General features: G+C 54.8%; 25 protein-coding genes, 1 tRNA gene and 1 pseudogene. 14 read left to right on the top strand and 13 right to left on the bottom strand.

Annotated elements, in window-relative coordinates:
* Nucleotides 1–15 precede the first annotated feature (15 nt).
* Nucleotides 16–1,296 (top strand): serine--tRNA ligase, encoded by a 1,281-nt coding sequence (gene serS / locus HX824_RS25345; RefSeq protein WP_003219618.1) that lies wholly within the window; start codon nt 16–18, stop codon nt 1,294–1,296.
* Nucleotides 1,297–2,691: a siroheme synthase CysG gene (cysG, locus tag HX824_RS25340; protein WP_003219620.1), complete on the top strand. Its 1,395-nt coding sequence runs from the start codon at nt 1,297–1,299 to the stop codon at nt 2,689–2,691.
* Nucleotides 2,692–2,854: 163 nt separating this feature from the next.
* Here cysG and HX824_RS25335 read toward each other — a convergent pair whose 3' ends face one another.
* The 7 genes from HX824_RS25335 to HX824_RS25305 form a co-directional block, all read right to left on the bottom strand.
* A complete protein-coding gene (locus HX824_RS25335) occupies nt 2,855–3,850 on the bottom strand; it encodes a glutathione S-transferase family protein (protein ID WP_102604530.1) in 996 nt (331 codons plus the stop codon).
* 88 nt (nt 3,851–3,938) lie between these two features.
* Nucleotides 3,939–4,940 carry a glycosyl transferase family protein gene (locus tag HX824_RS25330; protein WP_177055321.1) on the bottom strand — a complete coding sequence of 334 codons (1,002 nt, stop codon included), beginning with the start codon at nt 4,938–4,940 and terminating at the stop codon, nt 3,939–3,941.
* Entirely contained in the window at nt 4,937–5,272 is a 336-nt protein-coding gene (locus HX824_RS25325) for a TusE/DsrC/DsvC family sulfur relay protein (RefSeq protein ID WP_102369434.1), read from the bottom strand. Before HX824_RS25325 ends, HX824_RS25330 begins: the two co-directional genes overlap by 4 nt.
* Nucleotides 5,269–5,562: a sulfurtransferase complex subunit TusB gene (gene tusB, locus HX824_RS25320; protein WP_177055319.1), complete on the bottom strand. Its 294-nt coding sequence runs from the start codon at nt 5,560–5,562 to the stop codon at nt 5,269–5,271. The genes HX824_RS25325 and tusB overlap by 4 nt, the downstream gene beginning before the upstream one ends.
* Complete coding sequence (gene tusC / locus HX824_RS25315) at nt 5,562–5,912, bottom strand: sulfurtransferase complex subunit TusC (RefSeq protein WP_177055317.1); 351 nt, start codon at nt 5,910–5,912, stop codon at nt 5,562–5,564. Before tusC ends, tusB begins: the two co-directional genes overlap by 1 nt.
* Before the next feature lies 1 nt (nt 5,913).
* Complete coding sequence (tusD, locus tag HX824_RS25310; RefSeq protein WP_003219632.1) at nt 5,914–6,306, bottom strand: sulfurtransferase complex subunit TusD; 393 nt, start codon at nt 6,304–6,306, stop codon at nt 5,914–5,916.
* Nucleotides 6,307–6,395: 89 nt separating this feature from the next.
* Entirely contained in the window at nt 6,396–7,067 is a 672-nt protein-coding gene (locus tag HX824_RS25305; protein WP_003219636.1) for a Bax inhibitor-1/YccA family protein, read from the bottom strand.
* A gap of 152 nt (nt 7,068–7,219) precedes the next feature.
* Between HX824_RS25305 and HX824_RS25300 the strand changes: the two genes are divergently transcribed.
* Nucleotides 7,220–7,310: transfer RNA gene (locus HX824_RS25300), tRNA-Ser, on the top strand.
* 116 nt (nt 7,311–7,426) lie between these two features.
* Here HX824_RS25300 and HX824_RS25295 read toward each other — a convergent pair.
* Both HX824_RS25295 and HX824_RS25290 read right to left on the bottom strand, forming a co-directional pair.
* Nucleotides 7,427–8,476 (bottom strand): tyrosine-type recombinase/integrase, encoded by a 1,050-nt coding sequence (locus tag HX824_RS25295; RefSeq protein ID WP_177055315.1) that lies wholly within the window; start codon nt 8,474–8,476, stop codon nt 7,427–7,429.
* Nucleotide 8,477: 1 nt separating this feature from the next.
* Nucleotides 8,478–8,720, bottom strand: a complete 243-nt coding sequence (locus HX824_RS25290; protein WP_177055313.1) for a DUF4224 domain-containing protein — start codon at nt 8,718–8,720, stop codon at nt 8,478–8,480.
* Nucleotides 8,721–9,597: 877 nt separating this feature from the next.
* Here HX824_RS25290 and HX824_RS25285 point away from each other — a divergent pair.
* The 5 genes from HX824_RS25285 (at nt 9,598) to HX824_RS25265 (ending at nt 14,432) form a co-directional block, all read left to right on the top strand.
* Complete coding sequence (locus HX824_RS25285; RefSeq protein ID WP_177055311.1) at nt 9,598–10,650, top strand: DNA cytosine methyltransferase; 1,053 nt, start codon at nt 9,598–9,600, stop codon at nt 10,648–10,650.
* A 10-nt stretch (nt 10,651–10,660) separates the two neighbouring features.
* Nucleotides 10,661–11,764 (top strand): ATP-binding protein, encoded by a 1,104-nt coding sequence (locus tag HX824_RS25280; protein WP_177055309.1) that lies wholly within the window; start codon nt 10,661–10,663, stop codon nt 11,762–11,764.
* Nucleotides 11,728–12,714: a hypothetical protein gene (locus HX824_RS25275; protein ID WP_177055307.1), complete on the top strand. Its 987-nt coding sequence runs from the start codon at nt 11,728–11,730 to the stop codon at nt 12,712–12,714. Before HX824_RS25280 ends, HX824_RS25275 begins: the two co-directional genes overlap by 37 nt.
* Nucleotides 12,711–13,982 carry a hypothetical protein gene (locus tag HX824_RS25270; RefSeq protein ID WP_177055305.1) on the top strand — a complete coding sequence of 424 codons (1,272 nt, stop codon included), beginning with the start codon at nt 12,711–12,713 and terminating at the stop codon, nt 13,980–13,982. Before HX824_RS25275 ends, HX824_RS25270 begins: the two co-directional genes overlap by 4 nt.
* Before the next feature lie 267 nt (nt 13,983–14,249).
* Nucleotides 14,250–14,432, top strand: coding sequence for a hypothetical protein (locus HX824_RS25265; RefSeq protein ID WP_177055303.1), 183 nt, complete (start codon nt 14,250–14,252; stop codon nt 14,430–14,432).
* A 421-nt stretch (nt 14,433–14,853) separates the two neighbouring features.
* On the opposite strand, the gene HX824_RS25260 is transcribed toward HX824_RS25265, so the two are convergent.
* Both HX824_RS25260 and HX824_RS25255 read right to left on the bottom strand, forming a co-directional pair.
* Nucleotides 14,854–15,168: a hypothetical protein gene (locus HX824_RS25260; protein ID WP_177055301.1), complete on the bottom strand. Its 315-nt coding sequence runs from the start codon at nt 15,166–15,168 to the stop codon at nt 14,854–14,856.
* The gene (locus HX824_RS25255) at nt 15,165–15,527 is read right to left on the bottom strand and encodes a hypothetical protein (RefSeq protein WP_177055299.1); all 363 of its coding nucleotides are present in this window, start codon (nt 15,525–15,527) and stop codon (nt 15,165–15,167) included. Before HX824_RS25255 ends, HX824_RS25260 begins: the two co-directional genes overlap by 4 nt.
* A 180-nt stretch (nt 15,528–15,707) precedes the next feature.
* Here HX824_RS25255 and HX824_RS25250 point away from each other — a divergent pair.
* From HX824_RS25250 to HX824_RS25230, 5 genes and pseudogenes are all read left to right on the top strand, one after another.
* Nucleotides 15,708–16,418: pseudogene (locus tag HX824_RS25250) on the top strand (site-specific integrase); the annotation flags it as partial.
* Between the two features lie 295 nt (nt 16,419–16,713).
* A complete protein-coding gene (locus HX824_RS25245; protein ID WP_177055297.1) occupies nt 16,714–17,103 on the top strand; it encodes an antiterminator Q family protein in 390 nt (129 codons plus the stop codon).
* A 175-nt stretch (nt 17,104–17,278) separates the two neighbouring features.
* Complete coding sequence (locus HX824_RS25240; RefSeq protein ID WP_177055295.1) at nt 17,279–18,364, top strand: hypothetical protein; 1,086 nt, start codon at nt 17,279–17,281, stop codon at nt 18,362–18,364.
* 311 nt (nt 18,365–18,675) lie between these two features.
* The gene (locus HX824_RS25235; protein ID WP_177055293.1) at nt 18,676–19,020 is read left to right on the top strand and encodes a phage holin family protein; all 345 of its coding nucleotides are present in this window, start codon (nt 18,676–18,678) and stop codon (nt 19,018–19,020) included.
* 23 nt (nt 19,021–19,043) lie between these two features.
* Nucleotides 19,044–19,412, top strand: a complete 369-nt coding sequence (locus tag HX824_RS25230; protein ID WP_177055291.1) for a hypothetical protein — start codon at nt 19,044–19,046, stop codon at nt 19,410–19,412.
* 512 nt (nt 19,413–19,924) lie between these two features.
* Here the strand turns inward: HX824_RS25230 and HX824_RS25225 are convergent.
* A complete protein-coding gene (locus tag HX824_RS25225; protein WP_177055356.1) occupies nt 19,925–20,836 on the bottom strand; it encodes a bifunctional GNAT family N-acetyltransferase/nucleoside diphosphate kinase regulator in 912 nt (303 codons plus the stop codon).
* Nucleotides 20,837–21,198: 362 nt separating this feature from the next.
* Between HX824_RS25225 and HX824_RS25220 the strand changes: the two genes are divergently transcribed.
* The gene (locus tag HX824_RS25220) at nt 21,199–21,657 is read left to right on the top strand and encodes an Hsp20 family protein (protein ID WP_003219642.1); all 459 of its coding nucleotides are present in this window, start codon (nt 21,199–21,201) and stop codon (nt 21,655–21,657) included.
* 127 nt (nt 21,658–21,784) lie between these two features.
* Here HX824_RS25220 and HX824_RS25215 read toward each other — a convergent pair whose 3' ends face one another.
* A complete protein-coding gene (locus HX824_RS25215) occupies nt 21,785–23,113 on the bottom strand; it encodes an OprD family porin (protein ID WP_177055290.1) in 1,329 nt (442 codons plus the stop codon).
* Nucleotides 23,114–23,341 lie beyond the last annotated feature (228 nt).

Here is a 23,341-nt window from a genome sequence, read left to right as displayed (position 1 = left end):
AAACGAGAGACCGACATGCTCGATTCCAAACTGTTACGTAGCAACCTTCAGGACGTAGCGGACCGCCTGGCATCCCGTGGCTTTGCCTTGGATGTTGCGCGCATCGAAGCGCTGGAAGAACAGCGCAAGACCGTCCAGACCCGCACCGAAGCACTGCAGGCTGAGCGTAATGCGCGTTCCAAATCCATCGGTCAGGCCAAGCAGCGCGGCGAAGACATCGCGCCGTTGATGGCGGACGTCGAGCGTATGGCTGGCGAGTTGGCTTCCGGCAAAGTCGAGCTGGACGTTATCCAGACCGAACTGGACTCGATCCTGCTGGGCATCCCGAACCTGCCGCACGAATCCGTGCCGATCGGCGAAGACGAAGACGGCAACGTCGAAGTCCGTCGCTGGGGCACGCCAAAAGCCTTCGATTTCGAGATCAAGGACCACGTCGCCCTGGGCGAACTGACCGGTGGCCTGGACTTCGAAACGGCGGCCAAAATGTCCGGCGCGCGCTTTGCCTTGCTGCGTGGCCCGATTGCACGCATGCACCGCGCCCTGGCGCAGTTCATGATCAACCTGCACACCGGCGAGCACGGCTACGAAGAGGCTTACACCCCGTACCTGGTCCAGGCTCCGGCGCTGATGGGCACCAGCCAGCTGCCGAAATTCGAGGAAGACCTGTTCAAGATCAGCCGCGATGGCGAAGCCGACTTGTACCTGATCCCGACCGCCGAAGTATCGCTGACCAATATCGTGGCCGGGGAAATCCTCGACGCCAAGCAGTTGCCGATCAAGTTTGTCGCCCACTCGCCATGCTTTCGCAGCGAAGCCGGTGCATCGGGCCGCGACACCCGCGGCATGATTCGCCAGCACCAGTTCGACAAGGTCGAGATGGTGCAGGTTGTCGAGCCGTCGACTTCCATGGAAGCGCTGGAAGGCCTGACCGCCAACGCCGAACGCGTCCTGCAACTGCTGGAGCTGCCGTACCGCGTTCTGGCGCTGTGCACCGGCGACATGGGTTTCAGTGCCGTGAAGACTTACGACCTGGAAGTGTGGGTGCCGAGCCAGGACAAATACCGCGAGATTTCGTCGTGCTCCAACTGCGGTGATTTCCAGGCCCGTCGCATGCAGGCGCGTTTCCGTAACCCGGAAACCGGCAAGCCCGAGCTGGTCCACACCCTCAACGGTTCGGGCCTGGCAGTAGGCCGTACCCTGGTGGCCGTGCTGGAAAACTACCAGCAGGCTGACGGTTCGATCCGCGTGCCTGAAGTGCTCAAGCCGTACATGGCGGGCGTTGAGGTCATCGGCTAAATGGAATTTCTGCCGCTGTTTCATAACCTGCGCGGCAGTCGTGTGTTGGTCGTCGGTGGCGGGGAGATTGCCTTGCGCAAATCCCGGCTGCTGGCCGACGCCGGCGCGTTGTTGCGGGTGGTTGCTCCCCAGATTGAAGACCAGTTGCGTGAACTGGTGCAGGGCAGTGGCGGTGAACTGATTTTGCGTGGTTATCAGGAGGCCGACCTCGACGGTTGCACCCTGATCATCGCGGCGACCGACGACGAGCCGCTGAACGCGCAAGTGTCCAGCGATGCCCGGCGTCGTTGCGTACCGGTCAATGTGGTGGATGCGCCGGCCTTGTGCAGCGTGATCTTCCCGGCGATTGTCGACCGTTCGCCGTTGGTGATCGCAGTGTCCAGCGGCGGCGATGCGCCGGTGCTGGCACGCTTGATCCGCGCCAAGCTGGAAACCTGGATTCCGTCGACTTACGGCCAGTTGGCCGGGCTGGCGGCGCGGTTTCGCAGCCAGGTCAAAGGCTTGTTCCCGGATGTGCAGCAACGTCGCGCGTTCTGGGAAGATGTCTTCCAGGGCCCGATTGCTGATCGGCAACTGGCCGGGCAGGGCGATGAAGCCGAGCGTCTGCTGGTGGAGAAAATCAACGGCGCGCCGCCCCACGCACCGGGCGAAGTCTACCTGGTGGGCGCAGGCCCGGGTGATCCGGACCTGCTGACGTTCCGCGCCTTGCGCTTGATGCAACAGGCCGACGTGGTGCTGTACGACCGCCTGGTGGCGCCGGCGATTCTTGAATTGTGCCGTCGCGATGCCGAGCGGGTGTATGTCGGCAAGCGTCGCGCCGACCATGCGGTGCCGCAGGACCAGATCAACCAGCAACTGGTGGACCTGGCCAGGCAAGGCAAGCGCGTGCTGCGGCTCAAGGGTGGCGATCCGTTCATCTTTGGGCGTGGCGGTGAAGAGATCGAAGAGCTGGCGGCCCATGGCATCCCGTTCCAGGTGGTGCCGGGTATTACCGCGGCCAGTGGTTGCGCGGCGTATGCCGGTATTCCGCTGACCCACCGCGACTATGCGCAATCGGTTCGCTTCATTACCGGGCACTTGAAGGACGGGACTTCGGACCTGCCGTGGAGTGACCTGGTGGGCCCTTCGCAGACCCTGGTGTTCTACATGGGCTTGATCGGGTTGCCGATCATCTGCGAACAGCTGATCAAGCATGGTCGTTCGGCGGATACGCCGGCGGCGTTGATCCAGCAGGGCACCACGTCCAACCAGCGGGTGTTTACCGGCACCCTGGCTGACCTGCCACGCATGGTGGCGGAACATGAGGTTCATGCGCCGACACTGGTGATTGTGGGAGAAGTGGTGCAGTTGCGTGAGAAGCTGAAGTGGTTTGAAGGCGCTCAGTCGCAAGTCTGACACGTCTCCTGTGGCGAGACCGTCTCTGTGGCGAGGGAGCTTGCTGTGGGGAGGGAGCTTGCTGTGGCGAGGGAGCTTGCTCCCGCTGGAGTGCGAAGCGCTCCCAGGATTTTGGGGCCGCTGCGCAGCCCAGCGGGAGCAAGCTCCCTCGCCACAGGGTTTGTCAGCTCAAGATGCCTTTTCCGCTCAGTCTCGCGCGGTCATGCTCCGCCTCAAACGTCTGCAACGGTCCCTTCGGCACAATCCCCGTCGGATTAATCGTGCGGTGACTGGCGTAGTAATGCCCCTTGATGTGAGCAAAATCCACCGTCTCGGCAATCCCCGGCCACTGATACAACTCCCTTAGCCAGTTCGACAGGTTCGGATAATCCGCAATTCGCCGCAGGTTGCATTTGAAGTGGCTGTAGTACACCGCATCAAACCGAATCGCCGTGGTGAAAAGCCTTACATCGGCTTCAGTCAGGTATTCTCCCGCCAGGTAACGATGCTCACCCAAGTGCTGCTCAAGGTGATCCAGTTCGGCAAACACATCATCAAATGCGGCCTCATAAGCCTTTTGTGACGTGGCAAAGCCTGCGCGGTACACACCGTTGTTCACGGCGGGATAGATTCGATCGTTCAGTGCATCAATGGTCGAGCGCTGGGCTTCGGGATAGAAATCCAGTTGATTGCCGGTCAGTTCATTAAACGCACTGTTGAACATGCGAATAATCTCCGCCGACTCATTGCTGACAATCCGCTTGAGCTTCTTGTCCCACAACACCGGCACTGTGACCCGCCCGGTGTAGTTGGCGGTGTCGGCGGTGTAGCGTTGATGCATGAAGGCGAAGTCGTCAAGCTTGTCGCCGCTGGAGCCATGGGCCTTGTCGAAGGTCCAGCCATTTTCCAGCATCAGCCAGCTGACCACGGATACATCGATCAAGCTCTCCAGGCCTTTGAGCTTGCGCAGGATCAATGTGCGGTGCGCCCAGGGGCAGGCGAGGGATACGTACAGATGGTAGCGACCGGCTTCAGCCGCGAAACCGCCTTCGCCGGTCGGGCCGGGTTCACCATCGGCGGTCACCCAGTTGCGGCGTTGCGCCTGCTCCCGTTGGAAGACGCCGTCTGCGCTACTTTCGTACCACTGGTCATGCCAGCGTCCTTCGATCAGCAAACCCATGACTGACTCCTTGGCTAATAAGCGTTGGAGTGCAGTCTAAAGGTCTGAGTTCGAACAAAAAGCGCAAAGGCTGGGGGTTAATGATCGACTAAATCGATTTGTCCCGGGCATCCCAGTACTGCTGGGCCAGTTCGAACGCCTGTTCCCGCGGGTGGCCGAGGCCGCGCAAGGCCAGGGCCATGGTGGCGATCAGTGCCAGTTGCGGGTAGCTGTCCTGCACCTCACCGCGCCATAGCGCCTTGAGATGCTCGGGCTCCAGGGCGGCAGGCTTGACGTGACGCTGGGCGGAGAGGGCGGGCCACTCTTCATCCCAGCTCTCGCCGCCGGTAGTGCCGTACAGGTGGCTGATCGTGTCCGGGTTGATCTCGATCTCGCCGCCGTCGCCCTTGACCACGATGGTGTTGTCGCCAAGCAGGCCGCTGGCATCGCGGTGTACGCCCTGGTAGCCCGGGTGGAAGATGCTTTGCAGGCCGCAGCGGGCGCTCAACGGGTTGAGGATGCGCGCCAGTGAATGGATCGGCGAGCGCAGGCCCAGGGTGTTGCGCAGGTCGATCATGCGCTGCAGTTGCGGCGCCCAGTCCCCCAGGGGAATAAACGCCAGGTTGTCCTGTTCAAGGGCCGCTTCCACCTGTTGCCAATTGCGGCACAACGGAATCTGCAAGCCATCCAGCAACTGCTCGGTGTAGAGCCGGCCTGCCGTATGCGCGCCGCCGCCGTGCATCAGGATACGCACGCCGTTCTGTGCCAGGCACTTGGCTGCCAGCAGGTACCACGGCAGGTGGCGTTTTTTACCGGCGTAGGTCGGCCAGTCGACATCCACATTGAGCGACGGTGCATTCAGGCGCTCGCGCACGGCTTCGGTGAAGCCTGCGAGTTCTTCCGGGCTTTCTTCCTTGTGCCGCAGCAGCATGAGGAAGGCGCCGAGCTGGGTGTCTTCGACCTTCTCGTCCAGCAGCATGCCCATGGCTTCGCGGGCTTCCTCACGGGTGAGGTTGCGGGCGCCGCGCTTGCCTTTGCCGAGGATGCGCACGAACGGCGCGAACGGATGCTCGGCAGGGGTTTCAGTGATCAACGGGGCAAAATCAGTCATAAGCAATTCGTCGGCCTGGGCAGGCCCGCCAACTTGGCGGCGAGTTTGGCGGGAGTGCCTTTGAACAGTCGGTTGAGGTGCAGGCTGTTGCCCTTTTCCGGGCCCAGCTTCAAGGCGGTGTACTTGATCAGCGGGCGGGTGGCGGGCGACAGCTGGAATTCGGTATAAAAGCCGCGCAGCAGTTCGAGGATTTCCCAGTGTTCCGGGGTCAGCTCCAGCGCTTCGGCGGTGGCGAGGGCGTTGGCCACGTCGCTGGACCACTCGGTCAGGTCGACGAGGTAGCCGTCCTTGTCCAGTTCGAGGGTGCGTTCACCTACGGTCAAAGTGTTCATAGCCAGGTATTGATCTTGTCATAGTCGATCGACAGCTGGACGAACGCCGGGTAATCGACACTGCCGGCCCATTCAGGCACGGCGAGGTTACGCGCCTGGCTGTCTTCGGCCAGTACAAACACTTTCACGCCCCTGGCCTGCAGGGCCTGGCAAGGCGGGCTGGCGGGTTGCAGGGCGTAGGCGCCGTCGCCGCACAGCAGGATCGCATCCTGGGTGCCACAGAGGCGCAGGCAGCTGTCCAGCCGGCTGTCGGTAAAAGGCGAGTGGGATACCACATGCAAGGTCGACATCAGAGGGTAATCACCTGGTCGTAACGGTCAATCATCAGTGAAATTTGTTCGCTGCTCAGCGGCTGTGCGTTGCCGGAGGTGGCCAGCCCGCGCACGGCGAGGCTATGGCTGCAGGCAAACACCTCTTCGACGCCAAATAGTTCCAGGGCCTGGAGGTTGGCGCTCAGGTCTTTCTGTTGCACGGCCCTGGCGTCCTGGCTCGCGGCCAGTTGAAACACGCCGTCATCCAGAAACAACAGGCCAATCGGCAAATCAAACGCGCCGCCAGCCAATACGATATCCAGCGCTTCACGGGCGCTGGGGCCGGACCACGGCGCCTGTCGGCTGATCACCAGCAAGGATTTCGACATGTCACGGCCCTCCGAAGCAGATCAAGCGGTCAGCGGACTGGGCGGCGTCATGCAACTGCCCAAGCCCGGACAATGCCCAAGGCGCGTCCAGGTTCACCGCGCTGCGCTGATAACGGGTGGCCTCTTCGGCATTCAGCACGCCACGGCGCAGGGCCGCGGCGATGCACACCACGCCATCGAGCTGATGCTCGCTGACAAACTCGCGCCACTGACGGGCGATATCCTGCTCATCCTGCGGCGCAACAATGTTAGTGGACGCGCTGTAGACGCCATCCTGATAAAAAAACAGCCGCACAATCTCATGTCCACCCGCCAGCGCCGCCTGGGCGAACAGCAAGGCACGGCGCGAGGAGGGCGCATGGGCGGCGGAAAAAAGCGCAATCGCGAACTTCATGGAACACCCTGAAGGCAAAACCTGTGGCAATGATAAAGCCGCAGGCAACAAAAAGCCCGCCGAAGCGGGCTTTTTGCATGCGGCTGCGATCAGTCGTCGCGGCCCATGATGCCGAAGATCTGCAACAGGCTGATAAACAGGTTGTAGATCGATACATACAGGCTGATGGTGGCCATGATGTAGTTACGCTCGCCACCCTGGATGATTGCGCTGGTCTGGAACAGGATGCAGGCCGAGGAGAACAGCACGAAACCTGCGCTGATCGCCAGTTGCAGGCCGCTGATCTGGAAGAACATGCCTGCCAGTACCGCAGCCAGCAACACGAAGAAACCGGCGGTGATGAAACCACCCAGGAAGCTCATGTCCTTGCGGGAAATCAGCACGTAAGCCGACAGGCCGCCAAATACCAGGGCAGTCATGGCAAATGCCGAGCTGACCACTTCCGCGCCGCCGGCCATGCCGAGGTAACGGTTAAGGATCGGGCCGAGGATAAAGCCCATGAAACCGGTCAGGGCAAACGCCGACACCAGGCCCCAGGCCGAGTCGCGCAGCTTGTTGGTCAGGAAGAACAGACCGTAGAAGCCGATCAGCACGACGAAGATATTCGGGTAGCCGACGCGCATTTGCTGGGCTACGAAGGCCATCACGCCGCTGAACGCGAGGGTGAGAGCGAGCAAGCCGTACGTATTGCGCAGGACGCGGCTAACTTCTAGCTGCTCAGCCTGCGCGTTTCCATTCACTGCGTAATTTTGTTCGCGCATGGCGACACTCCTTCAGTTTTGAAACATTCAGTCGCAAGGATCATAACAGACGCTCTGTAACAAGCTATGGCGAGAGTTTGACAGTGTGTTTCATTCGGGTATTATGGCGCCCGCTGAGGCAGGATGAGCTACGCTAATCCTGTGTTGCACAAGGGAAATTGGCAGAGTGGTTGAATGCACCGGTCTTGAAAACCGGCGGACGTTAATAGCGTCTCCAGGGTTCGAATCCCTGGTTTCCCGCCAAGATTGACTCAAAAGCCCCGCTATTGCGGGGCTTTTGCGTTTCTGGGGTTTTGGAAAGTTTCTGCTGCTTTTGGCAGGGGTTCCGAAACTTTCGGGTAGGAGTTCCGAAACTTTGCCTATTTGGACGGTTTCGCGGTGGCACCAATCCTCCTGTAGACCCGCTTTGTGATCTCCTGTTTGCTGTGTCCCAGCAGCAGGCTGGCGTCCCCGATATCGATGATTTCCGACGCGGCTTTCGGCCGGATGTCGCGGAACTGAAACCCTCCAATCTTGGCCGCGAGCAGCGGGTCGCCTTGTTCGATGGCGTTCTGCTTTGCTTTTTCCCGCGCCCTGTCCCAGCGCAAGCGCAGCATCCCCTTCGTCATCCGCTTTCCATGCCTGTTGATCAACAAGTACTTGGACGGATGCCCGATATTCCTTTCACCGATCTCCCTGACCAATCTCCCCAGGCTGTTTTCCCCTGCATCGGTACGCATCAGGATTCGCAGCTTCTGGCCGGTCTTGCCCTGCGTTACCAGGAAGTAGTCACCTTCGGTATCGTCGCTGCGCATGATCAGCACGTCAGCAGGCCTCTGTCCGGTCAAATAGCCCAGGTCCATGGCTTCCTTGAGTTCTTGCTCGGCAACGGCGTAGACGGCATCCCAGACAGTCGCATTGGCGTAGTAGTCGCGCGGCGCCTCCTTGTTCTTCCTGATGCCTTGGCATGGGTTCTCCCGTTCCGTGAGCCCCCATTCCCTGGCCATGTTAAAAACGTGGGACAGGAGCGCGATCTCGCGGTTGGCACGAACCTTCGCTGAGCGGGCATCACGGTACCCGGCAATGTTGAACGGCGTAATTGAATCGATGGGCGCCTCATCGAAGGTAGGGCGAAGCTGCTTCAATTCGGCCATGTTGTCCTTCTGGGTCCGCTCCCCCTTTTTAGGGATGACGTCGCGCACGTACCGGTCGAACATCCCCTTCATCATTGTGAGGTCGGCCGGTTTGTCTTTGGCTTCCAGTTCGGCCCATTTCAAGCGTGCTTTGCTCAGGTCCGTGCCCAGCGGGATCTCTTTACCGGCAGAATCCCGGTAGTAGTATCCGATCCAGACCTTGCCATTTTTCCTTGGGCGCTTACGGCGCACCATTCCTGGCGGCAAGTCTCTGTTTTCGTTATTCCGGGGGCGCATATCAGTTCACCTTGGAAAAGTCTGGTATCCAAGCTGGGCGCCCCGGCGGTGGGTTTTGTTCAACGAAGGTCGGATTTACGATGCCAAGCTTCATGCGGGCGAACATCCTGCCGACCAGGGGCCGGCCGCCACGACTCTCGACGAATGCCCAGTTTCGATCTTTGAGCCATTTCCGCTGATCAGATCGACGCTTGTAGCCGGTAGGGTCGGCGAGCTCTTCGTCCGACAATATCTCTGCTTGCATACCGACCTCCCGCAGCCCGCACTGGGCCGCGCTTTCTTGTGATGTTTATGTGGTGTTCTCGTCGCGCGGGGCGGCTGATATCAGCGAACCCCGCTGCGGTGGCCATGGGGGGGGAGTAATCGCTGTTTGCCCGGATTTCTAAACCTAAGGGTTGGGTGTAAAACAGGTGTTCAATTCGTTTAGTCTTCGGGAGGATATATGTCACACAATCTGGATGTGCCGATCGCTCATGAGTGCCCAGGCCACAAGGTATTCCTCAAGTTCGTCGGGAAAAGACCAAACGACCTGGTGCCTGCATCCGAGACAATCGTCGAGCCCTTTGATCTTCACGGTCTGGGTGAAGTTGTTGCCATTCTGTCAGGCTCGTGGCCCGACTTTCCTGTTGTCTTAGATGAGGCCATATAAGTAGCAGAGCGCTGGGTTGATGCTCAGCTTCCGTGAACTCAGCTGCCGCCCACCGGCAGGTATGTAAGGGGATTGGGGGGGGGCTTGCGATCTGCCGGGGAAGGCGGGAAGCCAAAGTGATGTCGCCGTTTGCCGGTGTAACCGCATTCGCTGCATCCTGTGGATGGGCAGCAGTCACTATAGTTATCCCGCTTAAATCATGTGTTAGTGCTGCCGGACGCCAATTTAAGTTGGTGGTATGTGCAATAAGTTCTAAAATGCTCATTGGCTAAACTTCATCATTGTTATGTTGAATGTTTTTCTTGCGATTTGTTGATGTACGGCTTCTATGTTTAGTAAGTGCTTACCTGCCACGGCCTGTTATGCCATTGCTTCTTACAAGTTAATAGAAAGTTGTACTGCATAGCTGATTTTGCTTGAGATTGTCATCTGTGTGTGGTATATACGATTAACTATTGCGCAGGCGTTACGAATGAACATTAAAGTGTCAGAAGATTTTTTTACGTCTTCTGAGCCCAAAGAAATCAGTCCCATAAGCCCCCCTGGCGTATTAAGCCTTTTTTGCGGCGCAGGCGGTCTTGATATCGGCTTTTTGAAGCAAGGCTTTACAGTGCCTTTAGCGGCTGATTTTGATTCATCTGCAGTTAGAACTTATAACCAGAATCATCCGGGCGAGACTGCTGTAAAGCTTGATCTTCTTACTATCTCTCCGGAAGAGTTGTATCAGAAAGCCTTGGCTTCTCAACAGGGCGGTGACAACATTCAGGGAATCATTGGTGGGCCTCCTTGCCAGGGTTTTTCTCGGGGTAATGTGGCGAGATGCCCTACAGATCCTCGTAATCAGCTTGCTTTGAAGTATGCTGAAATAGTTAACTATTTTCATAAGGCTTCAAACATAAAGTTTTTCTTGTTCGAAAATGTGCCAGAAATTCTGGCGAAGAAGAATGTCGAGTTTTTAGCGCTGCTTCGTAAGCGGCTGTCCAAAAAATTTAATATTTACGAGAAAGAGCTGAATGCATGCGATTTCGGCGTTCCTCAGAACCGCAGGCGTTACTTTATAGTTGGAATTGCAAAGAGTGTGGACTCCGGGGGCTTTGAGTTCCCAGTTGCGTTAGATCTCCCAGTTAAAACTGTATCTGATGCAATCAAAGGCTTGCCTGAACCGTACTTTTTTAAACGGGGGGTTATAACGCCCGAGATTCCGCACCATCCAAATCACTGGACGATGCAACCGAAGTCAAAGCGTTTTACTACTGGGGATATGCCCAAGGGCGGACGCTCTTTTATAAAGTTGGTCTGGGACAAACCTAGTCGTACTGTTGCATATGGAAACAGGGAGATACACGTCCATCCTGACGGCAATAGACGGCTCAGTATCTATGAGGCTATGAAATTACAGGGGTTTCCTTCCAGCTATTCGCTGTGGGGAAGTTTAAGCGCCCAAGTTAAACAAATATCAAACGCCGTTGCTCCGCCTGTTGCAGAGGCGTTAGCGGAACGTGTAAAAAAGTACCTATTTAGCTGAAGGTGGATACATGGATGTCACGGTAGATGCAAACGAGAGCACCGAGGTTGATGTAAATTTAAAACTGAATAATGCTCTTGTCTCGGGCGATACGGTAACAGCTCGCTTGATGACGGATGAGCGGGTTTTTGCGCGTATTACTGACGGTATTTATCGTGATCCGGCGTCTGCTCTACGAGAACTGATAGCCAACGCTTACGACGCTGACGCGACTGATGTCAGAGTTGAAACTGACTATCCTAGGTTTAGTAAAATTTCAGTTAGAGATAATGGCAAAGGTCTTACGAAAGAGACTTTGGCACATGTCATTTGTCATATTGGGGGAAGCCTTAAGCGAACGAAAGAAGGGCAAAAGCATCAGATATCGAGTGACGATGATGTAACGAAAAGTCAAGCAGGAAGGCCCCTGATTGGTAAGCTTGGCATCGGTTTGTTTTCCGTTTCACAGATTACGCATCATATTGTCATCATCTCAAAGGTCGCGGGCAGTAATAAGCGCATATATTGCGATATCTTGCTGATGCCTCAGTCTGAGGCGATTCTTGAGAAAGAAGAAGATCAGAAGTTTGTAACCGGCGAAGTCTCTATCAAGTTTGTTGACGCTGACGATCTCGACTCTCAAGGAACAGAAATATTACTGCTGGATCTCCGTAGTCATGTGAAAGAGGCTTTGTTGTCCAAGGTTACCTGGACGTCCCTTCGGGAAAAGGAAGAGCGTGCAGCTGAGACGTTAGAACAAGCCTCTGAAAGTTCCAGCTTAGACGACGAAGACGATTATGATGGCAATATTGATATTGTAGAACCGATCTATCATATCGGTGAAATTGACCCCGATCATGGAGTGGTTTTAAAGGAGGCCAAACTGCCATGGGATGGTAACGAAACTGGCGAAGAGAAGTTTCGTGCTCTTGTTGAGAAAGTGTTCAATATATCCGATCCCGATAGAAGCTCTAAAGGTCCTAGTATAGAGCAGCATTTGGATTACTATTTGCGCATGCTCTGGATTACTATTTGCGCATGCTCTGGGTTCTTAGCCTGTCTTTACCGATTCCCTACCTACGCAAGCATCCCTTTGAGTTGGATGGTAATGACGGAATCAAAATTTTTCAGATAGACAACAAGTCCAAGGGTAGTGCTGTTGATGTAAGTCTACTGCCAGGTCAGACGATTACGGATAAATACAAATTAAGGTCTACCGCATCGCATGCGCTTCCATTTGGCGTCTTTATTGATGGTATCCAGTTATTTCGGCCACTCTCATACGGGTCGTTTGCCCCAATCGAAGGCCATCCAATTGATAAGCCATTATTTTTTGTAGGTAGAGCTAAACCAGATTTAAGCGAAATACCAGAACAATACAGAGGTGGCGATTTAGAGTTTGAGGCCTATTTGTATTGGTCTAAAAAGATAGTTCCTCGCGAGCACAATGGAGTTCTGATCAGAATTAATGGTGCAAGTGGTACACTTTTTGAGGAGCATTTTCTAAAGTATCAAGTATCTGAGCAAACCAGGCTTCGGCAAATTACAGCAGAGATTTTTGTAATCAAAGGGCTCGATGCGGCCCTGAACATCGATCGAGAATCTTTCAACATCGCTCACCCTCATTACCTTATCCTGAAGAACTGGCTTCATTCTGCTTTGCGCCAGTTGATGAACAAGCACAAGTATTTGTCTAGCGACGTCAACAAAGCAGTTTTGCAGGAGCGGAAAGCCGAGAGTTTTCAACAGCTCCGAGAGATCGTGGCGGCATCCGCGAAAACCCAAGGGGTCGCTGACTTTAAAGAAGCCACATACGTTGCTCCCGCAAAGGTTCATACTCTTTTCCCTGATGATGCTAAGGAGAAAGGGAGGATTGAGCTAAATGATTCTGTGTTGAAACCTTTGCAAAATCGTAAAAATTATACAGTCAAAGATAAGTTGCGGCATTCGTTGAATGAAGAAAAAGCTAAATCACTGGCATCACTGCTTAGTATCTACGGCGTTGACGAGTTTTTACCTGAAGAAAAATTTGAAAGTCTGATCTCCGCTATTCTCGAAGTTATGATTTTAGAGATTAAGAAATGAGCGATATGGAAATCGATAACACAGCAGATCCTTTCGAAGGTGGTGGTGATTTTTTGGCGGGCGTCGCCCCAAAAGTAACAATACACACATCTCCTCAGCTGAAAACCGACTTTGCTCCATGGCATAAGCCGAGGAAGCAATGGATCAGGGATTGTCAATGGGGTAGGTTGACAGTTGCGCTAATAAAACGACTTGGCCTAAGAGATAGTGGCCGCCCACTAAGTTATTTGAGCCTGCCTGGCGTGGATTTATTAGACGTAAGGTCGTTGGAAGACGTCCTCAATGAGAACAACGTAAAGCTTAGTTTTTTGGGGTTGAACTTTATTGAGAGAGACGCCGCTGAAGTCCATGCCGAACAAGCCCTGTCCTTGAACGAAGTTCGTTCGCTAGATTTCGTTGACAAGAATAGCAGTGTGATTAACGAGCGATTCGAAGATCTTTGTAATACGGATTCTATTGCTAATCAGAGGGTGTTGGAAAAGCACAAAACCTTTGACATCATAAATATAGACCTTTGTGCTTCATTCGCCCGCCACAAACCAGGAACTTGGAACAGTCTGTATACGGCAATTCATAAGCTGGTCGCGCATCAGGCATTTTACAGATCTGAGGATTGGGTCTTTCTAATTACTAGTCGTAACGACAAGAGCAAGGTTGATGCCGCGGCTTTTGCAGCGTTAATTGGATCAGTCGTAGACTCTTTTGGTGATGAGATCGCGTCCAGCTATATCGAAGAAAAATTCGGCATAAACTATCAAGAGTTTAAGAGTGCTGCCTACAGTCAGGCGCGATTAAGCTCCTTGGAACACAGAAATTGCTTCACTTCTGCATTCGGTATCTGGAAGTTACGTCTGCTCATAGGAGGAAGTCCTAGTAGTAAGACAGATATGCATGAGCCTTATGGGTACCATGTTGAATCTGATGATGCGATAACTGATATGGTCTCGATGTCTTTTTGGTGCTCTCGTTTGCCTCAGGCTCACGCGGATTTGTCGGGATTATCTGGCTTTAAGCCTGAAGATCAAGACGCTAGGCAGCGGGAGGTGTTCAAGAATTCTGCGGACAAAATAGTGAAAAGCTCGCTAGCGTGCATTGATTTGGATCGTCATTTAATAGACAACCCTCCGGAATTTGAGCAGGCGGTCACTCGATCGAAAAGCTTGTTAAAAAAGGCGCGGTACTCTATCGACAAATACGAAGAGTGGGTCGAAATCCAACAAAGCAAAATTACGCAGATGGTAAATTCAAACCAGGCTGCTGCGAGGTGAGCGCGGGGCATGGCGTGGTGTAGCAAGGCGGCTTGCGTTGAGATGCATCACCGCCTAGGTATACATGTTGACAAATTGCCCTAACCGAGACGTTCTCCTGAAATTTAGGGTGCTGCCGGTTGGTGTGAATGATCCACCAGTCCAGTGCGCATCGGTCGCGTGGTTCGAGGCCCGTGGGCTATCTACAGGTGCGCGGCTGCCTCACCGACTGGCGTGAATCGATGAGATGGGGTATTACGGTGCCCCAAACCAAACCGGAGCAGTGACATGAAATACAACAAAGACGGAAGTGTGACCTTTGAAGTCGGCGATCAAGTAGGCGATACGACGACTGGGTCTGAGCGCTTTGGGCAGGTTAAGGCCGTAAACGGTGAGGTTCTCGTTATCGAAAGCAATCAGAGCGCGAGCGTTACTTGGGAAGTTGAAGAAAAACTCTGCTACCCAGATTGAGCTACTGCATTCGAAAGGCTCAGTATTACGCTAAACAGGCTCAATGCCGGTCTTGCAGAATTCTTCAAGCTGTCGCGACTGCTTCCCTGAAGCCTCAAAAGCAGGTCGCGACATGTTGGCGAATCGGGCCGACTCTTCGGTGTTAGCTGCTGCCAGGTTGATTAGTAAAGTCGATGCCGTTTCCTGCCACTCCTCGAAGTCGTGGCGCTCTCCCAGCACCTGAAGTGCATCATCGAGCGCTTTCGAGACAATCAGCGTTCGCTTCTCGGCGCCGATCCGCTCGAGCAGCGCCTTCTCTTTCGCGCTTGTCCCGCTGGATCTGCGCGTTGTCCTTGGCCATGGCCTACCCCTCCGATTTCATGTGCTGGCAAATCAAGCCATGCCTGCCGCCGGCGCTGCCGCACCTGGTTGCTGATGCGCTTCATGGGCTGTCGGTGAACTTGAAGCCGTTTTCTCTGGCGATGAGCCTGGCGCGCTTGTGGTAGATACCGAGTGCTGCGGCTGCCTTGTTGATCGACGTGCCGCTATCGGCCAGTTGCTTGAGGTCGGGGGCCAGCTTGTCCCGCTCGGCGCGTAGCTTGTTGGTGCGTGCACATTTGATCGGGCCGCCAACTTCACCGCTGACGCCGGCGGCAATCTGCTCGGCCTTTTTGCCCGCACCGAAGAAAGCGTCCATCTGGCGATGCAGATCCGCGATCACTGTGTCGCGAGAGTTGGCCATCGGTACGCCGATCATTGTTGCGCACCGTAGCAGGCGAACACCACCAGCATTGCCGCGAAGCCGATCGTCCAGCGAAGCAGGCGAGCCCCAAAGTGCTTTGATGTCGACTTCACGGCATCAGTGAAGTCCGCGATGTGTTCAAGCTCTTGCGCGTACTGACAGGCGCTGTGGTGGCCCAGGCGTGCACTGCGGCAGCGGCCGGTGGCCCGCTCGATAACGTCAAAAGTGTTCTTGCCGAGCGGTACCACGTTGTAGCGCGGCACCTTCACTGGTTCTTCGCGACCGATCTTCATGTACATCTCCGAAGTGGAAAGCGAAACCCGTTCCCGCAGGGCCTGCAGAACGGCTTGGCTTTGTTGGATGGCTGGGTTCATGCCGACTCCTTGGTTGTGGTTGCGTTATTCGTCAGCAACCTGACCGCCTGCTGTTTGCCGCTGGGCGCAGGGGAGGGTGCTGACGGATAAAGGCGAGGCGTAAAAAAGCCCGGGGGTTGCCCGGGCTTTCGGTGCGTTACATATGCCCCCATACGTGAACGCTGGTCGACGCATATGGCGTCTTGGGTGCGTGATGTTCAGTTGCCTGAATTGGTGGCACTGCTGGCTGAGCGCTTCGACAGCGCACCGGGTGACGCCATGCTGGCCTTGATGATGCTGTGTCACGGCACCCGGATCGGCGAGACTCGTCAGGCCCGTTGGGCCGACATTGCGCTGACAGAGCGCGAGTGGTTCCTGCCAGCCGAACACACCAAGACCAAGACCGAGCTGCGCGTTCCACTGACCGACCAGGTTGCCGCGCTGCTGCGTCGTTACCGTGACCGCCAGACCGCCCAGGGATATGAAGGGGCTTTCTTGTTCCCGTCACGCCGTGGCAAGCCGCTGAGCGACAACCAGGCGAGCGCCGTATTCACCCGGTTAGGGCAGGGCGCCTGGACCAGTCACGACTTGCGCAAGGTTGCCCGCACCGCCTGGACTGAACTCGGCGTCGACGGACACATCGGCGAGATGCTGCTCAACCACTCGCTGGGCAAGATCGCCTCCACTTACATCAACACCCAAGCGAAAGAGCAGAGCCGCCTGGCGTTAGTGAAGTGGCACAACTGGTTAGATGAGCGTGGCTTCAAGGCGATTCACGAGCAGACAGGTGTTAGATATGAAGATTCGCAAAACATCGTAGACGCCTTGAACGGCGGGGCCTGCGAGCCAGAACCACAATTTGTTAAGGGCGAGGTTTTAAAACATGCAGAAAGGGCTGAGGGCTGGATTTAAGCAGGAACGGATCGAGCTGGAACCTTGCTCGATCTGCAGGGGTAAGGCGGTGGTTAGTGGGTGTTTTATGAGCGGGTTTGCACGGATTGCAACGGCTCAGGTTGGGTTGTTGCTGGGACCAAGTTGGTGCTTTCTTCGGACGAGTTGGTCACGCAGTTGAGCTTCAAGTTGCAGCAGGCACAGCGTGAAATTTCAGCGCTGAAAGGTTCGGCACCAATAGGTGGAGCGCAGAGCCAATACGAGACACCAAACCGCCTGGGAGCAGGCGGCACAAATTACACAGGGGATTGAGAGCATGATGATTCGTAAGCCGGCAGGCCGGCCATTGGGAGATACCGAGTACTTACTTGAGCAGTGGGGCTGGTGGAGGATGGATGGTATGGGTGTACCTGGCTATACATCACCGACCTTGGCACTGATGCGGCAAGCCGTGGCACAACCATCATCCAGCAAAAACTACTGCATAACGGATGAGTGGGCCGTGGCCATCGACAACGCTGTGGCGAGGCTCACTCATCGAGATCAGCAAATGGGCGACGTACTCTGGCTGTATTACGGTGAAAAATGGCCAATGCTGCGAGTGGGGAAACACTTCGGTATCAGTGAAGGAAAGTCGCGTGAGTTGGCAAGAGCTGGCGCGGCATGGGTCGACTGCGCGATCGATGTCATGCGGAGCGTAGCTTAGATTTTACTATTCGAGAATTTTGTCGAGATATCAGTGAGGTGAATTGGATGTTCAGAGAGTCGAGGAAAATGTTTTTTTCTCGGCCATGAAGTATGATCGCGTGCCGACAGGCTTGTGTGTTGGTTTTTTTGAATGACCGCTAGCAACTGGTTTCTTGGATTATTGGGTGAAGTGAATGGAATCAGATCTTAATTATCGCGTTAATTTTTACATTAAGCGCATATTTATAATCGGTGGTACGTTGACAGGCGTTCTCTCGATTTTACTTCTTTTTTCTGAGCGATTTAGCATGATGCTTGGAGGTGGGGGTGAATATAATCCTTATGGTATAGGAGTTCCTGTAGCTCTTTTGATGGCTTCGGCGACATTGTTTTCTTTTGTTTATTTGCAGTCTGGTGCTAAGCCAGTTGTTTCTGATGTTGGTCTTAAAGTAGGTGTTGGATCTTCAGGTAGTGTCTATATAAATAAGGCTAGTCGAGCTCTTGAGGAGTTTGAACGTCAATCGATAGATTTTTCTGCAAAGCTTGACGCTTTTAATAAGCGACTTGAAGATGCCGAAGTAGCAAAAGGATTGACCGATCACGACCGAGAGCGAGTGGTGAAGGGTGCTATAGAGGCTGCAAGTGCTGATGCAATTAAAGAGGTTTTTGCAGTTGAGGCAGGACGTCTGGAAGCGCAGCTTTCTGATAGTTTAGGGCTGGACCGTTTGGCTGCGACGTCGAAGAGTAGTGTTTCTCGTTTAATGCGTGAAATATCGGATTTGCGTCTCCGTTCTAATATAAACCTCCTTATAGGCATGCTGATAACCGCAGGTGGACTATGGCTCTTGTGGTCTACGGTATCAATGGTTGACGCTTCTGAATTATTAAGAGTGCTGGCCTCTGAGGGCAAGGAGTCAGACTCTAAATTTTTTAAGAATTTAGTCCTTCCTATTATTCCTAGGGTTTTATTGGTGGTTTTTGTCGAGGTCTTTGCTTATTTCTTTTTGCGTTTGTATCGTGATGGGCTTTCTGAGATTAAATATTTTCAGAATGAGCTTACCAATGTTGAGTCAAAGTTGACTGCTATTGAGTTTGCTTACATCACTAAAAGTAACGGTGCGTTAAAGGCAGCGATCGAGGCTCTTTCCAACACTGAACGGAATTTTGTGTTGGGTAAAGGTCAAACGACAGTAGAGTTAGAGAGAGCTAAGTCGGAATCGGAGTTAAGTCGAGTTTTGGTCAAGGCTATTCCAAAAATTTTTCAAGATAGAAAAAAATAGGATAGTGATTCTTTAGACGTTCTGAAAGCGCAGGTGTTGGTGCAAGGATGCGCTCAAAACCTAAATTTGAAATCAGCATTCACTGGTTGTTAAAGGGGTTTTCCGCACGGAATAGATCTGGTTTCATAGCAGCGTGAATTGCTGTGCACGCAGCGAGACGCCTTCAAAACCCGGCCACTGAGCCGGGTTTTTTGTTCCTATTTACAAGCCCCGCCATTGAGCAGGGCTTTTTTGTTTTCGGCCCCTACGCCTGTCTCCTTGCCTAAAGCGGATGCCAGCAACGTGGAGGCCGACTTATTTGAGGACTCAAGATGAACTCTGAGCATCAGGCACTGACCGATGTACCTCTTTGGTTGTTGGTTCTGCTGAGCCTCGCCGGTTTGTCTGGAGAAATGTTGCGGGCATCAGGCAGCGACCTGGGCCTTCGGCAAATCCTTCAGCGAGTGGCGCTACGCTTTCTCGCTTCAGGCCTGTTGGGTATGGCCACGCTGTTACTCGCGATGGCCCTTTGGAACAACCTCTACCTAGCGGCGGGCCTGGGCATTGTAATCGCTGTGATCGGCGCCGATGTCGCTGGCGGGCTATATACGCAATTCCTGGCACGAAAGGCCGGTGTTACTGAATCCGTTGTGGGTCGTAATGCAAGCGGGCAATAGCTCGCTAAATCGGGGGTGGGGGCATGCTTAAGATCGAGACGAAAGGCGGCGACCTCCTCAAGAAGACCCTGAGTGACCTGGAGCATCGGCAAATGCCGTTCGCCCTGGCCCGGGCTCAGACGCTCACCGCAAAACTAGTTGAGGCAGCCGAGATCGAGGAAATGTCCCGGGTCTTTGACCGGCCCACTCTATTCACGCTCAACAGTTTTTTCGTTCGTCCAGCCAAGAAGGGCGGTCCGGGCGCGGTAGTCTGGGTTATCCAAAAACAAATAGAGTCGCTCAAAGCAGAGTTGGTATCAGTTGAAGGCTGGGATGGCGACACTCAAGATGAAATCAATGCGGCGATTTTTCGGTTTTCCAATCTATTGAAACTTGCGACTGACGACGACTGATTAGCGTCAGTTTAAGGCAAATTGTTAAGGGTGAGGTTTTAAAACATGCAGAAAGGGCACAGGGCTGGATTTAAACAGGAGCGGGTCGAGCTTGAACCTTGCTCGATCTGTAGGGGGAAGGCGGTTGTTATCAGTTCATTCTGGAGAAGTCAGGCGCGCCGGCAGGCGTGATCCGTTTAAAGGGGCTATTGATGTATTTCGGACATTCGGCCCGGTATCAGCTTGAGGCTGTAGAGATCTAGACGGCTCATGGATTCTCTCCAGTAAGGCGTCGCCCTCCGTGACCGGTGGTGTCAATTTGGGTTGGGTTGGGGAATTACGGGAAGCCGTGAACTTAGAGAATTAAAACTGTCGCAGGAGCCGGCTAGGTCTGTTCTACCGCCTCCTGCTTTTCGCAACTGGCTCCGCTCCTACCCTTGACCCTACAACAGGCCGCTCAGACACGGAAAGCGAGGCGCCTTCCTTTGGGGAATCCTCGCGTCTGATGGGCGAATACTGAGAAAAAGGCGCCGTTATAGGTGGAAATGGCCCGCAGCCTCCGGCTGGTAAAGCACTTTCTTGATCTCAATCCGGCGGGTCCGGTCAGCAATTCGCCAGTCGATGGCGTCTCCCTCCTGATAGCCAAGGATGGCGGTGCCTATGTCGGAATACACGGAATGCTTTGCTGCGTTGCTGTCCGCGTCTTCAGGGTAGACCAAGGCCACTTCGAACTCTTCATCGTCCAGTTGCAGCAAGGCCCTGGAGTTCATCGTGATGACATTGCACGCCACCTGCTGCGGCTTGACGACAATGGCCCGCTCAAGCTCATGTTCGAGTTCAACAACCGCCGGGCCTTGCTCGAACGCGATCAGATCCTCGAGCCTGGCCTTGTCGATTTCAGTGATGTAGATCCTGGTGGAGTCGCCACCGGCGCCTTCGCGCAAGAACTGGAAATAGCTTGCCGCCGTCATGGAAAATGACGTCAATGTCGGCGTTTCGCTCTCCAGCATAAAGCCGCTGCGCAGAAAGGCTTTCAGCGAGCGCGAGTTGTCCGGGTGAATCTTGGCGATGAGCTTCTCGGCCCGCATGTCGAGGAAGGCCAGTTTCATGCCTTCGCGGATCGTGCTGGCGCCCAGGTTCCGGCCCCATTTGTCGCTGTCTCCGATGACCAGGACAATCTCGCAATTTGAGCCGGTCTTGATGAGACGGACAAAGCCAACCGGGGCGTCATGCCGGTCATAGGCCATAAAGAATCTGCCGCCCTGGTTGAATAGATGAGTCAGGATCGGCAACTGAGTCCGATCAATGACTTGCTCAATGGAGCGGGAGACATGACGCGAATCGCTCAGGTAGCAGGTGATGCGTTCATCCTCTAACCAATCCACCAACGTCAGCGCGTGCGCCCGCGTAATTTCAGGGCACAGCGAAATGAAAGGCTTGTTCATCTTGACCACACTTATTTGTAAAGGATTGAAGCCCTTCATGGATATGTCATGGCGGTTCTTCGGCAACCGGATATTTTAAGACATGCCGCGAGTCATGGCGAACATGCCAGAGAGTTCCAAGAAGCCACCGCTTGCTGAACCCGACCCAGGCAAGCACTCAAGAGAAAGGTGGGCTGACTACGCATCGCAGCCTGAGGGCGGCCTGTCTATCCAACCGAGCAAGCCGTTCCCGGCTGGTACTCAAATGTAAAAATTTTTATCTGGCCTCTTGAAAATTTTCCCGGCGAACATAAATTTTTATCACGCGACGCCGAATGCGGGTCGCGCACTTAATCACTTGGATTTAATCAGGAGATTTTGAGATGGCTACTACCCTTTCCTTGGCCCCTTTGTTCCGTCAATCCGTGGGCTTCGATCGCTTCAATGACCTGTTCGAGTCGGCGCTTCGCAGCGAGGCTCCGAACACTTATCCGCCTCACAATGTGGAAAAGCACGGTGATGACGAATATCGCATTGTCATTGCTGTCGCTGGGCTTACTGAAGCGGATCTGGATATACAGGTCGAGAAGGGCGTTTTGACAGTCGTTGGCGACAAGCGCGAAACCGAGAAAGCAGTCACTTATCTGCACCAGGGCATCGCGCAACGAGCATTTCGGCTGTCGTTCCGGCTGGCAGATCATATCGAGGTGCGCGGTGCTTCGATGAACAACGGGCTGTTAAGCATCGACTTGCTGCGCGTGGTTCCTGAAGAGGCCAAGCCCAAGCGCATCACGATTGGTAGCGGGAAAGAGCCCGAACTGCGTCAGGTTAGTTTGCAATAAGTCAGCGGTAACAAAAAAGGCGCTCTTGGTAGCGCCTTTTTTTGTGTGTGGAATCAAAACGCCTACCGATCAATACCTGGCTACGCAGAGTACCCGGTAGATCCATCAACCGGGCACTCCCGCCTGTTTAGAAGATATTCAACGGGTACTCGGTAATCAGGCGTGTCTGCACCAGATGCCCCCCGGTGGACGCATCACCATCGTGCCAGGCTTCCCTCAGGCGGAAGGACAGCTTCTTGGCCGGGCCACTCTGCACGACGTATTTCACTTCGGCGTCGGTTTCGTGTTCCTGGTCGTTGGCGCCATAGAACCCGGTGTAGGCCGAATTGCCGGGGGTATGCGTACCGTCGATGCCGGCACCGCGAATATGGCGGGCCATGAAGCTCAGGCCGGGGGCGCCAAAGGCTCCCATGTCCAGGTCATAGCGCATCTGCCAGGACCGCTCGTCCGGGCCGTTGAAGTCGGAGTATTGCACCGAGTCAGCCAGGTTGATCGAGTTGCCGTAGCGCCCGGCACCGACGCCGGCATTGGTCTCCCCAAAGCCGACGTAGTCGAACGGCTCGTCACCATGCACTTTCTGCCCGGCCAGGGTGAAGGTCTGTGCACCCAGGGTGTAGGCAGCCGCCAGCGAGGCTGCGGTGGTGTCGATGGTCCCGGCCTTGGCGCTGCCGTCGTCCAGTGTGCGATAGAGGTTGAAGTCCAGCGCGACGGATTGGTCATCGGTCAGTGGATGAACAAGGTTCAGGTTGACGTAGTACTGATTCCACACGTCTTCCAGGTGTGCTCCGTACAGCGACGCGGTGAATTCCTTGCTGAACTGGTATTTGCCCCCCGCGAAGCTGGCCGACGACGCTTCCACGCCTGCATAGCTGGCGAGAATGTCGCCGCTGCGCGAGGTGGTGGTGGTACCGGTGCCGGAGGTGTAATGGCCGGCCTCCAGGTTCAGGCCGGTGATTTCATGGCTGTCGATCTGGAAGCCTGTTGCGGTCTGTGGCATCAGGTAGTTATCGGCGGTGGCGAACACCGGCGACGTAGGCTGCAGGTCGCCGACCTTGAGCGTGGTATTGGAAATACGGAACTTGACGTCACCACCGGCCTTCGCGAAGCCATGATCCGGATTGCCATTGGCGTCGGACGGTATGTTCGGGCCACCGGCGCGGTCGGTGTCCCCGTCGATGCGCAACGCCAGGTCGGCAAACGCATCAATGCCGATGCCAATGGTGCCTTGAGTGAAGCCCGAGCTGTAGGTTGCCATCAGCGCCTGGCTCCAGTCACGGGTGTGGGCGCCGTTGCCGTTCTGGTTCCAGAACAGGTTGCGGTTGAGGATATTCAAGCTGCTGTCGGCGACAAAGCCCTTGGAGTCGGACTGATCGCTGGCATAGCTCATGGCCGGCAAGGCAAATGCCAGCGCCACGGCCAAGGTGTTGAGCTGAAGTAACGGTTGACGTTTTTTCATTATATTTTGCTCCTGTGCACGAGTTCGTGTGGGAGCATTAAGGCGACAGCCCAGGCCATCAACAAATGAAACTGGATGAAGGTTTTGATATCCCTTTTACCAAATTCCAGGCAAAGAAAAGCCCGCGATGGGGAGTGCGGGCTTAAAGGTGTTCACTTAGGAGCTGGAGTAACGATAAGCGCTCGAGTGTGAAAGGGATGTGAAAGGTTGTTGAGTGCGTAGCGTATT

Source organism: Pseudomonas sp. D4002 (assembly GCF_013385665.1).
Classification (GTDB): Bacteria; Pseudomonadota; Gammaproteobacteria; order Pseudomonadales; family Pseudomonadaceae; genus Aquipseudomonas.
This window is presented reverse-complemented; position numbering and strand designations above follow the sequence as displayed.

Coding starts and splice junctions, on each gene's coding strand:
- serS (WP_003219618.1), top strand. CDS start 16: ATGCTCGATTCCAAACTGTTACGTAGCAACCTTCAGGACGTAGCGGAC.
- cysG (WP_003219620.1), top strand. CDS start 1,297: ATGGAATTTCTGCCGCTGTTTCATAACCTGCGCGGCAGTCGTGTGTTG.
- HX824_RS25335 (WP_102604530.1), bottom strand. CDS start 3,850: ATGGGTTTGCTGATCGAAGGACGCTGGCATGACCAGTGGTACGAAAGT.
- HX824_RS25330 (WP_177055321.1), bottom strand. CDS start 4,940: ATGACTGATTTTGCCCCGTTGATCACTGAAACCCCTGCCGAGCATCCG.
- HX824_RS25325 (WP_102369434.1), bottom strand. CDS start 5,272: ATGAACACTTTGACCGTAGGTGAACGCACCCTCGAACTGGACAAGGAC.
- tusB (WP_177055319.1), bottom strand. CDS start 5,562: ATGTCGACCTTGCATGTGGTATCCCACTCGCCTTTTACCGACAGCCGG.
- tusC (WP_177055317.1), bottom strand. CDS start 5,912: ATGTCGAAATCCTTGCTGGTGATCAGCCGACAGGCGCCGTGGTCCGGC.
- tusD (WP_003219632.1), bottom strand. CDS start 6,306: ATGAAGTTCGCGATTGCGCTTTTTTCCGCCGCCCATGCGCCCTCCTCG.
- HX824_RS25305 (WP_003219636.1), bottom strand. CDS start 7,067: ATGCGCGAACAAAATTACGCAGTGAATGGAAACGCGCAGGCTGAGCAG.
- HX824_RS25295 (WP_177055315.1), bottom strand. CDS start 8,476: ATGCGCCCCCGGAATAACGAAAACAGAGACTTGCCGCCAGGAATGGTG.
- HX824_RS25290 (WP_177055313.1), bottom strand. CDS start 8,720: ATGCAAGCAGAGATATTGTCGGACGAAGAGCTCGCCGACCCTACCGGC.
- HX824_RS25285 (WP_177055311.1), top strand. CDS start 9,598: ATGAACATTAAAGTGTCAGAAGATTTTTTTACGTCTTCTGAGCCCAAA.
- HX824_RS25280 (WP_177055309.1), top strand. CDS start 10,661: ATGGATGTCACGGTAGATGCAAACGAGAGCACCGAGGTTGATGTAAAT.
- HX824_RS25270 (WP_177055305.1), top strand. CDS start 12,711: ATGAGCGATATGGAAATCGATAACACAGCAGATCCTTTCGAAGGTGGT.
- HX824_RS25265 (WP_177055303.1), top strand. CDS start 14,250: ATGAAATACAACAAAGACGGAAGTGTGACCTTTGAAGTCGGCGATCAA.
- HX824_RS25260 (WP_177055301.1), bottom strand. CDS start 15,168: ATGATCGGCGTACCGATGGCCAACTCTCGCGACACAGTGATCGCGGAT.
- HX824_RS25255 (WP_177055299.1), bottom strand. CDS start 15,527: ATGAACCCAGCCATCCAACAAAGCCAAGCCGTTCTGCAGGCCCTGCGG.
- HX824_RS25245 (WP_177055297.1), top strand. CDS start 16,714: ATGATGATTCGTAAGCCGGCAGGCCGGCCATTGGGAGATACCGAGTAC.
- HX824_RS25240 (WP_177055295.1), top strand. CDS start 17,279: ATGGAATCAGATCTTAATTATCGCGTTAATTTTTACATTAAGCGCATA.
- HX824_RS25235 (WP_177055293.1), top strand. CDS start 18,676: ATGAACTCTGAGCATCAGGCACTGACCGATGTACCTCTTTGGTTGTTG.
- HX824_RS25230 (WP_177055291.1), top strand. CDS start 19,044: ATGCTTAAGATCGAGACGAAAGGCGGCGACCTCCTCAAGAAGACCCTG.
- HX824_RS25225 (WP_177055356.1), bottom strand. CDS start 20,836: ATGAACAAGCCTTTCATTTCGCTGTGCCCTGAAATTACGCGGGCGCAC.
- HX824_RS25220 (WP_003219642.1), top strand. CDS start 21,199: ATGGCTACTACCCTTTCCTTGGCCCCTTTGTTCCGTCAATCCGTGGGC.
- HX824_RS25215 (WP_177055290.1), bottom strand. CDS start 23,113: ATGAAAAAACGTCAACCGTTACTTCAGCTCAACACCTTGGCCGTGGCG.